The 13,107-nt window shown below is 62.6% G+C and carries 12 protein-coding genes; 7 read left to right on the forward strand and 5 right to left on the reverse strand.

Annotated features, from left to right (window positions below; translation table 11 throughout):
- Positions 1-51 precede the first annotated feature (51 nt).
- The gene (locus tag WG78_RS00070; RefSeq protein WP_053935749.1) at positions 52-2,415 is read left to right on the forward strand and encodes a TonB-dependent receptor; all 2,364 of its coding nucleotides are present in this window, start codon (positions 52-54) and stop codon (positions 2,413-2,415) included.
- Positions 2,416-2,465: 50 nt separating this feature from the next.
- Here WG78_RS00070 and WG78_RS00075 read toward each other — a convergent pair whose 3' ends face one another.
- The 4 genes from WG78_RS00075 to WG78_RS00090 form a co-directional block, all read right to left on the reverse strand.
- Positions 2,466-4,163 (reverse strand): J domain-containing protein, encoded by a 1,698-nt coding sequence (locus WG78_RS00075; RefSeq protein ID WP_053935750.1) that lies wholly within the window; start codon positions 4,161-4,163, stop codon positions 2,466-2,468.
- Positions 4,160-5,893 carry an Hsp70 family protein gene (locus WG78_RS00080; protein WP_236691948.1) on the reverse strand — a complete coding sequence of 578 codons (1,734 nt, stop codon included), beginning with the start codon at positions 5,891-5,893 and terminating at the stop codon, positions 4,160-4,162. Before WG78_RS00080 ends, WG78_RS00075 begins: the two co-directional genes overlap by 4 nt.
- 121 nt (positions 5,894-6,014) lie before the next feature.
- Complete coding sequence (locus tag WG78_RS00085; protein WP_161805036.1) at positions 6,015-6,641, reverse strand: GIN domain-containing protein; 627 nt, start codon at positions 6,639-6,641, stop codon at positions 6,015-6,017.
- Positions 6,642-6,687: 46 nt separating this feature from the next.
- Positions 6,688-7,092 (reverse strand): SRPBCC family protein, encoded by a 405-nt coding sequence (locus tag WG78_RS00090; RefSeq protein ID WP_053935752.1) that lies wholly within the window; start codon positions 7,090-7,092, stop codon positions 6,688-6,690.
- 246 nt (positions 7,093-7,338) lie between these two features.
- Between WG78_RS00090 and WG78_RS00095 the strand changes: the two genes are divergently transcribed.
- The 3 genes from WG78_RS00095 to WG78_RS00105 all read left to right on the forward strand — a co-directional run bounded on the left by WG78_RS00095 (position 7,339) and on the right by WG78_RS00105 (position 9,128).
- Positions 7,339-7,911 (forward strand): hypothetical protein, encoded by a 573-nt coding sequence (locus WG78_RS00095; RefSeq protein ID WP_053935753.1) that lies wholly within the window; start codon positions 7,339-7,341, stop codon positions 7,909-7,911.
- Positions 7,908-8,291 (forward strand): hypothetical protein, encoded by a 384-nt coding sequence (locus WG78_RS00100; protein WP_053935754.1) that lies wholly within the window; start codon positions 7,908-7,910, stop codon positions 8,289-8,291. The genes WG78_RS00095 and WG78_RS00100 overlap by 4 nt, the downstream gene beginning before the upstream one ends.
- A 135-nt stretch (positions 8,292-8,426) precedes the next feature.
- Positions 8,427-9,128, forward strand: coding sequence for a peroxiredoxin-like family protein (locus WG78_RS00105; RefSeq protein ID WP_053935755.1), 702 nt, complete (start codon positions 8,427-8,429; stop codon positions 9,126-9,128).
- Here WG78_RS00105 and WG78_RS00110 read toward each other — a convergent pair.
- Positions 9,125-10,054, reverse strand: coding sequence for a LysR family transcriptional regulator (locus WG78_RS00110; protein ID WP_053935756.1), 930 nt, complete (start codon positions 10,052-10,054; stop codon positions 9,125-9,127). The two genes, WG78_RS00105 and WG78_RS00110, sit on opposite strands and share 4 nt — an antisense overlap.
- Positions 10,055-10,228: 174 nt before the next feature.
- Here WG78_RS00110 and WG78_RS00115 point away from each other — a divergent pair, with 174 nt between their 5' ends.
- The 3 genes from WG78_RS00115 to WG78_RS00125 are packed head-to-tail and all read left to right on the forward strand — an operon-like array spanning position 10,229 to position 13,106.
- Positions 10,229-11,059, forward strand: coding sequence for an ABC transporter permease (locus WG78_RS00115; protein ID WP_053936159.1), 831 nt, complete (start codon positions 10,229-10,231; stop codon positions 11,057-11,059).
- A 2-nt stretch (positions 11,060-11,061) separates the two neighbouring features.
- Positions 11,062-11,907 (forward strand): ABC transporter ATP-binding protein, encoded by an 846-nt coding sequence (locus WG78_RS00120; protein WP_083458649.1) that lies wholly within the window; start codon positions 11,062-11,064, stop codon positions 11,905-11,907.
- On the forward strand, positions 11,904-13,106 hold the full coding sequence (locus WG78_RS00125) for an acyl-CoA dehydrogenase family protein (protein WP_053935757.1): 1,203 nt from the start codon (positions 11,904-11,906) through the stop codon (positions 13,104-13,106). The genes WG78_RS00120 and WG78_RS00125 overlap by 4 nt, the downstream gene beginning before the upstream one ends.
- Position 13,107: the final 1 nt, after the last annotated feature.

A 13,107-nucleotide genomic window follows, 5' to 3' on the forward strand; every position in this document is an offset into this window, starting at 1 on the left:
GCTGCCACGGCGCGGCGGGTGCCGATTTCCTTATCCCGGACACCCGACCCCATGACCCCACCCCGTTTGATGCCGTTGCCGCTGGCCGCCCTGATCGCCACGCTGGCGGCGCAAGGCGCATTGGCCGACACCTCCACCGCCGTCGCGGCCAACGCCGGTAGCACGGCCGTTATCGCGCCCGAAGCCACCGTCGAAGCCGTTACCGTGACTGCGCGGCGGCGGCTGGAACAGGCGCAAGACGTGCCCGCGCCGATCAGCACGCTGAAGGGCAGCACGCTGGAGCAACAACATCTGTATCAGGTGCAGGATTTGCAGCAGTTGCTGCCCAACACCAATGCCGCCTTTATCCACGCGCGCCAGTCCAGCCTGGCGGTGCGCGGGCTGGGCAACAATCCGGCCAACGAGGGGCTGGAGGGCAGTGTGGGCGTGGTGCTCGACAATGTGTTTCTGGGTCGGCCCGGCATGGCGGTGTTTGATCTGCTCGATATTGATCAGCTGGAATTGCTGCGCGGCCCGCAAGGCACGCTGTTTGGCAAGAACACCACGGCAGGCGTGCTGAATATCAGCAGCAAAGCGCCGTCGTTTACGCCGTCGGCCAGCGTGGACGCCAGCTATGGCAGCCGCAATACGCAGCAATATCACGCGCGCGCCACCGGCGCGGTCAGCGACAGCACCGCCGTCAGCGCTGCGGTTTATAAAACGCGCGACGACGGTTGGCTAAGCAACCAGAACGACGGGCAAAAACTCAACGCCATCGACCGCAGCGGCGCGCGTGCCCAGGTCTTGTGGGTGCCGCACGATGATTTTTCGCTGCGCGTGATTGCCGATTACAACCAGGAAGATTCCACCACCGGCACCATGCAGGTTTACGGCCAAGGGCCAGTGGCGCCGGGCAAAAAGCCATGGGCGGTGGCGGCGGCCGCTGCGGGCGCAACCGGCCTGGCCACCGACTTTAACAACGCCGACGTCAATATCGACGGCGTGCAGCAAGCAGTGGTGCACCAGGGCGGCTTGTCGGCGGAAGCAACGTGGAATCTGCGCGGCTACACGCTCACCTCGATTACCGCGTGGCGCAAATGGGATTTCCGCCCGCACAACGATGTGGATTTCAGCAATGCGCCAGGCATGCTCGACGCTGGCTTTGATGTGGACGACCAGCAGGTGTCACAAGAATTGCGATTGGCATCGCCCAGCGGCGGCCCGGTCGATTATGTGACCGGCGCGTATTACTTTCACCAGCGCGCCAGCAACGTTAATTTCAGTGATTACGGCAGCCAGGCCGATACGTTTCTGGGCACGCCCAACGGCCTGTTCAACAACGTCAGCACGCGCTCGTACGGCCTGGCCGAGACCGACAGTTATGCGCTGTTTGGCCAGGCCACCTGGCACGCCACGCAAACGCTGGATCTGACCGCGGGCGTGCGTATCACCACCGAAGACAAATCCGCGCGCGTCTACCGCGTGGCCCCGGTGGGTGGCGCGCAAGTCAAAGCGCTGGTGGCGGCGCGCAATTTGCCTGCGTATGCAGGTGCTTGGGATTCGGGCGATCTGAGCGATCGGTCCACCGCGCCGTCGGGCTTGCTGAGCGCGGCGTGGCATCTCACGCCCGATGTGTTGGCTTATGCCACCGTGGCGCATGGCGAAAAATCGGGCGGCTATAACATCAACGGCGTGGCCGGTGGGCCTAACCTGGGCGCGGATTCTTTGCGCGTCGATCCCGAAAAAGCCGATGACGGCGAATTGGGCATCAAGAGCGAATGGCTGCAGCACCGCTTGCTGCTTAACGCCAATCTGTATCTGACGCGTGTGACCGGCTACCAGACCAATACTTATCTGACCAACCCGGTTACCGGCCTACCGGTGGCGGCAATGACCAATGCGGGCGACGTGCGCAGCAAAGGCATCGAGTTCGACATCAAGGCGGTGCCGCTGCCTGCGTGGCAGATCGGTCTGAATGGGTCATACAACAGCGCCACCTACGGTTCGTTTACGCGCGCGCCGTGCTCGGCCGAACAACAGGCCACCGGCGCAACCGTGTGCGATCTGTCCGGCCAGCCGCTCAATGGCGCGCCGCGCTGGATACTTAATCTGGGCAGTAGTTACGAATGGGGTGTCGGCGCGGGCTTGCGCCAATACGCCAGCGCCAATTACGGCTGGCGCTCGGGCAGTTATGGCGATTTGTCGGATTCGCAGTATTCGTGGATTCCGGCTTATGGCCTGGCCAATATCGCCACCGGGCTCAAAGGCAAACTGGGCAACGGCGACCAGTGGGAGGCGTCGCTGTGGGTAAAGAATCTGTTTGATAAACGCTATGCGCTAACGGTGAACACCGCGCCACTGGCAGGTGGCTTGTACACCGCTTCGGTGGGCGCGCCGCGCACGCTGGGTGGCACGTTGTTGTATGCATTCAAGTAAGGCGGTTGCCGCCATGGCCCGGAACAGAGGACATGGCGGCGGCAAGCCATTCAGGCTGCGTTGCCCCGCAACGACCACAAGGTGCGGACCAGGCTCGCCAGTCGGAACGGCAACAGCCACCACGGCAGGCCCAGCAGCAAGATATCTTTGACCAGCGTGGCTGGCGGAATCGGGTTACTGGTCAAATCGCTGTTCAGCGGTCCGAGCGCCATCGACAGGGTGTACACGGCGGGCAACACGCTGCCGGCCAGCAACACGGCGATCTCGTCGATCACGCGCGGATGAAACACGCCGGGCGCAATGCGATTGGTCCACGCCAGCAAAAACAACTGGATGCGGCGCGCAATACTCGGCACGAAGTCGTTACCCAGATGCCATAGCACCACCGTCAGCAGCACGCCGCTGAGCAAGCCGCCCAGCACCACCGGCAACCAGAACGTCAGCGGGTAGCCCGGCCAGTCTTCCACCCCGCTCATCTGGCTGATCGCATACATGATGCAAAGGGCGCCGGGCACGCTTAACCAGCCCAGGTTGCGCAGCGGTTGGTCGCCCAACTGGGGACGGGGTTTGCGCCAGAATTCGCGTGCGTCCGGGTCCAGCTTTGCGGCGAGCGCAGGGTGCTGCGTTTCAATCTCTTCAAGCATCGCGCGGGCATGTTGCTGTACCGGTTTGAGCAACGATGCGACAAACGCCAGGCCAGGTTCATGCGGCTGGCGTAAGAGCGCTCGCGCTGCCCAGCGGGCGTGACGCGCGTCGGCTGTTTTGGGCGATGGGTCATCCGCAAACGCGCGTAGTCCGGCTTCGTAGTCGCGCTCGTTTTGCTCAAAGCGCGCCGCCTGCACGCGCTGCAGAAAAAAGTCGACCAGACGCGGTTCGATCCGGCGCAAGTGCGCCAGATCTTGCCATTCAAAGAACGCCGCGATGGCGTCGATGACCGGCAACGGGGCCATCACGGGTTCCACCAGCCCCAGCATCAGGCCCATTTCAAACCACGGGCGGTCTTCCAGTCCGTCAATTTGCTGCTCGGACAATACGGACGTGATATGTGCGACGGCGGCTTCTGGCGCGATATCGGCCGCAAAGCCACGCGCCACGGCTTCGGCCTGCAGCCGGATGCGATATTGCGCCACGCGCTGCAGCCAGGTGCGCTGCTCGCGCGTCAGCGTAAGGTCATCACGCCAGCCCAGCTCGGTGCTGGCGTGGTCGATGGCGCTGAGCGGGGTTTCTTTGCGCGCCATCATCGCGTTCAGCACCGCATGCGCAAATTGCTGGCGCACCATTGCCAGGCTGGCCAGTGGATAGCCGAGGCAGCGGGCCAGCGCGCTCTGCAGGGCGGGCAGGTCGTCGGCATCCAGCGCCGGGTTCAGTTCGTCGGCCCAGGCGCGTACGGTTTGCGCGGTGTGGTCCAGCGCGGCGCTGATGACGTCGCCTGCTGCGGGTGCTGCGGGTTCGGGTTGGGGGTCGGATTGGGGGGTGACGAGGGCGGTATCTGCTGGTGGCAACGGCGCGGCGTCCGAGGGCCCATCCGCGCTGTCGGCGAGCGCCGCGTCCGCGCTGGTGGTGGCCAGTTGCGGCGCCAGTTCCAGTGCCGTTTCATAAGCGTCGCGCAGACGCTGAAACGCCGTGGCGTCCACTTCCGGCCGATGGATTTTGGCCAGCCGCGCATAGGCACGTTTGATCTCGCGCGTATCCGGCGTCGGCGCGATTTCGAGCACGGCCCACGCCGCGTGTTGCGCCACGTCGCTCACAGCAATACCTCGCCTTCCAGATCAGTCAGCACGCGGTGCAAGGCCTTGCGGCCTTCCTCGATCAGGCGCTCGTCCTGGGTTTCGAGAATGGCGCGAAACTGGCTGAGCGCTTCGCCCACCACCACGCGTTCGTGGCCCAGCGTTTCCTGGTAAAGCCGTGCGGCGCGGTTCAGCAAAAATGTGTTTTCGGTTTGCGCGCGCGGGTGGATCTTCAGCGCGGCCAGTTTTTCCAGTTGCGCTTGCACTTCGTCCGCCGACAACGCACCCGGCGTTTTTTCGATCAGCAGGCGTTTTTTCTCACCGCTTTCCGGCACCACGCATTCGGTTTCGAGCAGGCCATCAATGGTGTAGGTAAAGCGCACTTCGATATCCACCGCACCGGCCGGGCGCGGCGGCACGTCCAGTTCAAGTTCGCCCAGAAATACGTTGTCTTTTACTTCGCGCGATTCGCCCTGGTAAATCTTGAACAGCACGCTTTTCTGGTTATCACGCACCGTGTATACGGTTTCGCTGCGGCTGACGGGCACCACGGTATTGCGCTCGATAATCGGCAGATACAAGCCGCCCTGAAACTGGCCCGGGCCGTACTGGCGCGAGGTTTCGATGCCCAGGGTATAGGGGCAGACATCGGTCATGACCACTTCGCGCAGTGCCGCATCGCGCGACTTGAGTCCGGCTTGCACCGCGGCACCCATCGCGACGATTTCATCGGGGTTGAGATGCACGGCAGGCAGGCGGCCGAACAGACGCGCCACCATACGTCGTACCAGCGGCATGCGCGACGCACCGCCGGCCAGCACAATCTCGTCCAGATCGGCCAGCTTCAGGCGGCTGTCGCGCAGGGCGCGTTCCAGTGGCTTGCGCAGGCGCACCAGCAAGGGGTCGATCAGACGGGCGTAGTCGTCTTCGCGCACGGTCCAGCTAAACGGGTGGTCTTGCCAGACCAGGCTGAATTCCACACTGGTCTGATCGGTGAGCGCGCGCTTAACGCGTTCGGCTTCCTTGCGCACCAGCTGGCGGAACTGATCGCCCTGGCGATGCGCCGGGTCCAGCAGGCGTTTCAGGTCAGGATGCTGTTGCACAAAGCCTTCGATCAGCACACTGACAAAGTCTTCGCCGCCCAGAAAGTTATCGCCGGCGCTGGCGCGCACTTCCATCACGCCATCAAACAATTCCAGGATCGACACATCAAACGTGCCGCCGCCCAGATCGAACACCAGAAACGTGGATTCGGCTTCGCGCTGATGCAGGCCGTAGGCCAGTGCGGCGGCAGTGGGTTCGTTGAGCAGGCTGGCTACTTTCAGACCCGCCAGTTCGCCCGCGTGGCGCGTGGCTTTGCGCTGCGCATCGCTAAAGTACGCGGGCACGGTAATCACGGCTTCGGTGACCGGCTCGCCGAGAAAGCGCTCGGCATCGGCTTTAAGGGATTGCAGCACCAGTGCCGACAGTTCTTCGGGCCGAAAGCGTTGCGTGCCCAGCGTGGTTTGGTGCGCGCTGCCCATATAGCGTTTGAACACGGCGGCCGTGTGTTGCGGGTGCGTAATCAGGCGCTCGCGGGCGGGCAGACCCACCAGCACGCGGCCCTCATCGTCCAGCCCCACCACTGAAGGCGTCAGCGTTTGCCCCAGCGCGTTGGGAATTAATTGCGCCGCGCCATCGCGCCAGACGGCGCACAGGCTGTTGGTGGTGCCAAGGTCGATACCGATGAGCATGGTCAGGTTCTTGCGCATAAAAACGCGCCGCAAACGGGCGCAACGCGCGTATTTCAGCACGCGCTAATGCGCTGCCTCAACCTGCATGGGCGCGGGTGTAGGTTTTGATACAACAGGCGGCGGCGTGCCGCGCGATCGTCTAGTCGAAAGACACGCTGCCGATGCCATGCGTGGTCACATCGCGCTTGGCGGGCTTGCCGCTGATATCGACAGAGCCGACACCATTGACCGTGACCGCCACGCTTTCGCTGGCATAGGCCTTCACCGAGCCGGTGCCTGCAATGGTGATGACAGCGTCTTTGGCGGTCAGCTTTTTCAGATCAATATCGCCCGCGCCTTTTACGCTTGCGTTGATGTGATGCACCGCGCCCGTGGCGCTGATGCTGCCCGCGCCCGCAATGCGCGTGTTAAACGCCGCGCCCGTCAAGCCAGTGGCTTTGAAGTTGCCGGCGCCATCAATCGATACCCCGGTCAGCAACGGCCCGGTGGCGACCACACGCACGCCGTGATGGAAGTCGCTGCCTGATTTGGCGTCGATGGTCAGCTCGCCATTGCTCACGCTCAACACCAACTGGCTCAGCATCTCGGCCGAGGCCGATACCTGCAGGCTGGCGGTGGGGCCGACCGTGTAGGTCATGTCGACCGGCGCTTTGATGCGGATTTCGGTAAAGCGCGCCAGCTGGCGGGTTTCGGTCTGGTCGGCGCCGTAAGCGCTGCCCAGGCAGGACAGCAACGCAGCGGCGATAAGGGTACGGCTTGGCAACATGTTCAACATCCTGTGGCTACAAAAAAGAATCCGACGCGCCCGGCGCTTATTGCGCTTCGACGTGCTTTTTAAAATTGTTAAGGATGGCCTGCCAGCCTTGCTGTTGCTGCTCGACCGGGTATTCGGTTTCGGCCTCAAACGTCACGCGCACCGTCACGCCTGCCGGCGTCTCGGCAAACACCACTTGCGCCGTGCGATCGCCAAACGCGTATTCAATCAGCTGGTTTTCCACGATCTTTGTATAGGTGCCGGCAAAGTCAAAACCCATGCTGCGGTCCTTGGCTTCCATGCGCGAAGAAAACGCGCCGCCTTCGCGCAAATCAACGTGGGCGGAGGTGGTGTGCCAGTCATCCGATGCGGCATTCCATTGCACGATGTCTGCCGGAGTCAGATAAGCGCGCCACACCTGAGCGACGGGCGCGGCGACGGTGGTTTCTACGGTGATCTGCATGGCGGTGTTTTCCTTGAGTGACGACTGTACCCGGCATGGGGCGGCAGCGCCGCGCGGTCTGGACTACGCGGCCGGGTGGCTTAGTTTAGGCAAGAAAAAGCCCACGCGCAGCAGTCTGTTTATGTGGTGTGGCCTGACCGGGTTATCGTTCGTTGGTATTAGTGCGCTTATAGTCACAGACAATTCTGCGCGAACAGGCACCGGGCCTATGATGGCGCTTTGTTTGACCACAGCAAGGAAAACGCAATGCAAGCGATTGAGTGTGAAATCACGCCTTTATCGGCGGCCGAAGTCGAGCGCTTACAGGCGGTCGCGGTGCGTATTGATCTGGATTTCAGCCATGCGCTGCAGTGGCTCGCTACGCTGCCCGAGTGGGAGCGGCAAGCGGATCTGGCTGATCTGGAAACGGTGGCTGACGCATGCGAGCGTGGTGAGCTCGTCTTGCCGCCCGCGACTGCGGCGCGACCAGCGCAAGCCGAAACGGATGCCGTTGCCGCAACACGAGCCGGGATAGCCTCTGCGGCGGCCGCCCTTGACCCGGCCGAGGCCGACTATTACGCCCGAGCCAGCGCCTTGTGTGAGCGCGGCGATCTGGTTTTTGCGGATTTTGTCGACTATGCCGCCCGGCTATGCGATGAAGCGCGGGCGGAAGCGATGGAAGAGCTGGAATTGATCGTCAACGATTTGCAGCCCGGTGAGGCGGCTTATTCAGCGGATGAGGCCGTCGTCATCACGCGCCTGCTGGTGCGCAAACGGGTTGACGCCCTCAAAGCATGGCAACAATCAGGCTTGCCTGCTGCATCCGGAACAACACTATGAGTACGGCGGCGGTGACTTTCTCAGAGGCCGCCGTGCGAGAGGTAGCGGAGCTGGCGGCAAACCATGCGGAATGCATCGTGTATCAGGTGGATCGCGCTGTTGATGTCGAACTCATTACCGACCGATTCATCTGCCATTGCTATATCGAACCCGGATTACAGCTGCGGCCACCGCGCCACACCAGCTTCGGCTCGCCGATCCGTGGCTTTCGGCGCAGGGGCTCGGGTTATGCGGCGCGCTTCCAGTTCTTTCATATGCAGCGCGCGTATCGGTGGACGACCTGCCGCTACAGCGGCATTGCCCAAGTCAGCTTTAGTGAGCAACGCCTTGCTGGTGTCCGCGTAATTGCGGTCAAACACCAACGTAATGTGCAGAAATAAAATACGGGTGGCTCAGCGGCAATGGTGAGCCTCCCGCACGCATAAACTTCATGCAAAAGTTTGATTGGTAAGCCAACTCGCAGCCACATAGCCTTCAGGCCACAACACCCAACGACTCTTGCCTGGAGCGCCCTCATGAATACCCCCGTTACCCCGCAACTGGCTCCGCAAGCCAGCACCGACAACGCCAGCCTGCAACAACTGTTGGCCGATCTGCACGCCCAGCGCGTCGCCACCTGGGCGCCGGAGGATCTGGCCGTCAACGTTAACCAGCGCGCTACGCTGGTGGCCCAACACAACCGTGCCGCCACCGCGCAGATTGGCGATGTATTGCCCGACTTTAGTGTGCAAGAAGTGAATGGCGAGCTGGTCTCGCTGGATGAGCTAACCGCAACGGGCCCGGCTGTGCTGGTGTTCTTCCGCTTTGCCGGTTGTCCGGCATGCAATATCGCGCTGCCGTATTACCAGCGCGCGTTGCAACCGGCGCTGCAGCAGCTGGGCATTCCGCTGCTGGCGCTGAGCCCGCAACGCAGTGACCGCCTGGTCGAGATCAAACAACGGCATCAGTTTGATTTTCGGGTGGCCACCGACCGCGACAACGCACTGGCGCGCCACCTCGGCATTCTTTATGAATTCGACCAGGCATCGCGCGATGCGGCCACTGCCAAGGGCAATCCGATCGGCGATGTAACCGGCACCGGCACATGGGAACTGCCCAAGCCGACGGTGTTGGTGGTCGATCAGCACAAGACCATCCGCTATATCGATGTCGCGCCCGACTGGTTATTGCGCACCGAAGCCGAGCCGATTATCCAGGCTGCGGCAGCGGCGCGTTAAACCGCGAGCGAGAAGGCGGTCCGGGCATGGATGGCCGGGCCGAAACCGGCGGCGATGGCGGCACCAAACTGGTTAACCGGCGGCAGCAAATTGCCCAGGCCTGCCAGGCGCACCAACCACAAATTAACGTCAAGTTTGAAGTCGGTTAGTTGCAGCGCCACCAGCTGTTCGTGGTGGCGGCTGGCGGCCAGCAAGGAGCGCGGGGCCAGGCCGATGCCGATGCCTTGCGCCACCAGCCCTAGCTGCAATTCGGTGCCAAAGGTGTCCAGATTGACTTGCATATCCAGACCCTGGCTGGCCAGCGCGCGTTGCAGGCGGCTTCTAAATCCGCAGCCTTCCGGGTTCAGAATCCAGCCGCGTTTATGCAGATCACGCAGGCTGTAGCGGGTTTCGGCATCAAAGTCGCTGCGGCGGCCCACCGGCACCATTTCCAGCGCCAACAAATTATCGACGGCCAGATGTTCTGGAAAAGCATAGGTGTTCGGCATCAGCACGGTGGCGGCATCCAGTTCACCGGCCGCCACGGCGGCGATCAGTTTGGTGCTCCAGTTGGTGGACAAGCGCGCCTGTACATCGGGAAAGCGCTCCGACAGTTGTTTGAGCGCATCCACCAGCACGTAATCGCCGATCACCTGGGTGATGCCCAAGCGTAGATCACCGGCCGGCGCGGCATCGCTGGCGGCCAGTTTCTTTAGCGCCTCCAGTTCGCGCAACACGGCGCGACATTGTTCGAAGACGCGTCGGCCCATCGGCGTGGGGCGCGGCGGTTTGGTGTTGCGATCCAGCAAATCCACGCCCAGCGCCTGTTCCAGGTTCTGGATGCGCCGCGTAATGGCGGGTTGGGTGATATGTAAAACGTCAGCCGCGTGGCTGACCGATTGACGCTGCACGACGGCAACAAACGCTTTGATGTCTTCGGTTTTCATGTCTCTCACGCATGAAAATCATGCGAACAATGCATTGGATTAATCATCCTGACATGGATAAAGTGGTCTGTAAATAACCCAATCGAACAAAGATTTTGACTGTAATGCATTTTAATTATAACAATGCAGGCAGCAAAACCCGGCTTCGAACCCTTGGTGTTTACGGAGAACGCGATGTCTTTGTCTTTGCCTCAAACCGGTCTGCCCAACAGCAGCGCCGCGCCGCGCTGGCGTATCCAGGCGCGCCATTTCAGCGGCTTGTCACGCTTTGCCAGCCCGCTGGTGCTGCTGGTGATCTGGGAAGTGGCCAGCCGCACCGGCCTGTTGCCCGCGCACATCATTGCTGCGCCCACCTCCATCGTGTCCACCTTCGCCGATATGGTCGCCTCGGGCGAACTGCCACGGCATCTGTGGGTATCGCTGGCGCGCGTGGCCAAAGGCCTGGCGCTGTCGATCACGCTGGGCACCGTGCTGGCGCTGGTGGCCGGGCTATCGCGCAAAGGCGAACTGATTGTGGACGCGCCCTTGCAGATGCTGCGCACGCTGCCGTTTCTGGCGCTGGTGCCGCTGTTCATCCTGTGGTTTGGCATCGGCGAGGCGCCCAAGCTGGCGCTGATTACCTTCGGCACGATTTTTCCGGTCTACCTCAACCTGTACAGCGGTATCCGCAGCATCGACAGCAAGCTGATCGAAGCGGGCATCAGCCTGGGGTTAAGCCGCAGCGAACTGATCACGCATGTAATTCTGCCCGGCGCGTTGCCGTCCTTCCTGGTGGGCCTGCGTTACGCGCTGGGCATCGGTTGGCTTAGCCTGGTGGTGGTGGAACAAATCAACGCCACCGAAGGCATCGGTTATCTGGTCGGCAGCGCGCGGGACTTTATGCGCACCGACATCATCGTGGTGTGCTTGCTGGTGTACAGCCTGCTGGGGCTGTTGACCGATGCGCTGGTACGTCTGATCGAACGTCATGCCCTGGCGTGGCGCCCATCCTTTCTGCGGAGCTAATCATGACGACGACACCCGATTTTATCGTCCCGGCCAACACCATTACCCCCGCCAACCAGCCCGATACGTTGCAGCCGCAACTGGCGGTCAGCGCACGCAATGTGGTGCGCCAGTTTGGCCAGCGCAAAGTGCTGGATGGTCTCAATCTCGACATCAAGGCTGGCGAATTTGTGGCGTTGCTGGGCCGCTCCGGCTGCGGCAAGACCACGCTATTGCGCTCGCTGGTGGGCATTGATCAGGTCAGCAGCGGCACGCTGACCATGGCGCCGCAGCGCGCTGCGGTATTTCAGGAACCGCGCCTGATGTTGTGGAAGCGCGCCTGGCGCAATGTGGCGCTGGGTGTGCGCAAGCCCAACCTCAAACAACTGGCGCTGGACGCATTGGCCGAAGTGGGCCTGAGCGAACGCGCTGAAGCCTGGCCCGCCACCTTGTCCGGCGGCGAAGCGCAGCGCGTGGCGCTGGCGCGTGCCTTGGTGCGCGAGCCGCAACTGCTGTTGCTGGATGAGCCATTTGCCGCACTCGACGCGCTCACTCGCATCCGCATGCATCAACTGATACTGGCGCTGTGGCAAAAGCACAAACCGGCCGTGCTGCTGGTAACGCATGACGTGGACGAAGCGTTGTTGCTGGCTGACCGCATCCTGGTGCTGGCCGATGGCAAAGTCGCCGCCGAAATCCCCAACACCGCCGCCCGGCCGCGCCACGCCGATGACCCGGCGCTGCAACGCAAACGCCGCGAACTGTTGGGATTGCTGGGTGTGGAAGAAGCCGCACCGTTTGTGGCCAGCAGCGCCGAGGCCAGCCAGCCCATCACCGCACATACCCCGCCGGAGCGCGTTGCAGCATGACCACCACCATCACCCCCAACGTGACCAACCCCAGCGCGGTTCGCGTCGAACTCGATAGCCCGGCGTGGGATGAATTGCTGAGCCAGATTACCCGGCAACTGGCGCAAACCGCCGCGCAGCATGATCGCGACGGCAGCTTTCCGCATGCCAATTTTGATTATCTGCAACAGCACGGTTTGCTGGCGCTGACGGTGCCCAAAGCATTGGGCGGCTATGAGGCCAGCCTGAGCCAGACCGCGGCCGTCATCCACGCCGTGGCGCGCGGCGAGCCGTCCACCGCGCTGGTATTAGTGATGCAATATCTGTTTCAGCTATCGATTGCGCGTAACGAAAACTGGCCCGCGCATTTGCGTGAGCGCGTTGCAGCCGAAGCCGTCAAAGACGGCGCCTTGATCAATGCCCTGCGCGTCGAACCCGAGCTGGGCACCCCCGCGCGCGGTGGTTTGCCCGGCACGATTGCGCGGCGTACGCCGGAAGGTTGGCGCATCAGCGGCACCAAGATTTATTCGACCGGCATTCCGCGGTTGACGTGGCTGGCGGTATGGGCGCGCTCGGACGACGCCGACCCCTTGGTGGGCGCATGGCTGGTGCACCGCGATACGCCGGGCATTACGGTGGTCGAGGATTGGGATCATCTGGGCATGCGCGCCAGCGGTAGTCATCGCGTGGTGTTTGATGACGTGCTGGTGCCGCTGGAGCATGCGGTGGAAGTGGCGCCGGCCAGCCAGCCCAGCAAACCGGATGGCGCGTTCTACAGCTGGATCAGCGTGTTGTTGTCCACCTTGTATGACGGTGTGGCGCATGCCGCGCGTGACTGGTTTGTGCAATGGGCGCACGGCCGCGTGCCCGCCAATCTGGGCGCGCCCTTGTCGAGCTTGCCGCGCTTTCAGGAAGGCCTGGGCGAAGTGGAAGCGTTGTTGTTCGCCAACCGCGCCGTGCTCGATGCCGCCGCGCTGGGCCGCACCCGTCCGGCCGATCAGGGCCTGATCAAATACACCGTCACCGGCAACGCCATTGCCGCCGTGCAAAAAATCGCCGAGCTCACCGGCAACCCCGGGCTGAGCCGGCACAACCCGCTGGAACGCCATCTGCGCGATGTGCTGTGCAGCCGCATCCATACCCCGCAAAACGACGCGATTCTGACCACTGCCGGCAAGGCCGCATTCGCCGCCGCCGCCGCGCAACCCCGGAGCCACTGAC

Origin of the sequence: Amantichitinum ursilacus (assembly GCF_001294205.1) — a bacterium.
In the GTDB taxonomy this organism is placed as follows: domain Bacteria; phylum Pseudomonadota; class Gammaproteobacteria; order Burkholderiales; family Chitinibacteraceae; genus Amantichitinum; species Amantichitinum ursilacus.